Source organism: Mesorhizobium sp. M1A.T.Ca.IN.004.03.1.1 (assembly GCF_003997555.1).
Lineage (GTDB): Bacteria > Pseudomonadota > Alphaproteobacteria > Rhizobiales > Rhizobiaceae > Mesorhizobium.
Window position 1 is genome coordinate 1 of the sequence record NZ_RZTV01000387.1, and the last position, 268, is coordinate 268.

A 268-nucleotide genomic window follows, 5' to 3' on the forward strand; every position below is an offset into this window, starting at 1 on the left:
CCTGTGGAGGCCAGCCCGACCTTCGCAATGTTCATTCTTCCTTCGGGCCTGGCGCTCGGACTGTGGGGCCGGACGGGCGTCCAGCCGGCGCCGGCTGCTGCGGGCGGCGGCTGCGAGGTCGGTTTCAAAGTCGCGACAGCGGACATGGTCGATAGGCTCCATATCGAATGGCAGGGCAAGAGCGCGGCGATCCTTCTGCCGCCGACCGACCTCGATTTCGGCCGTAGCTTCGTTGCTGCCGATCCCGACGGGCATCGCTTGCGCGTCT

General features: G+C 67.2%; 1 protein-coding gene. It reads left to right on the forward strand.

The features are described 5' to 3' along the window. The coding region (locus tag EOD29_RS32090) for a drug:proton antiporter (RefSeq protein ID WP_127248830.1) at positions 1–268 on the forward strand (268 nt) is incomplete at both ends.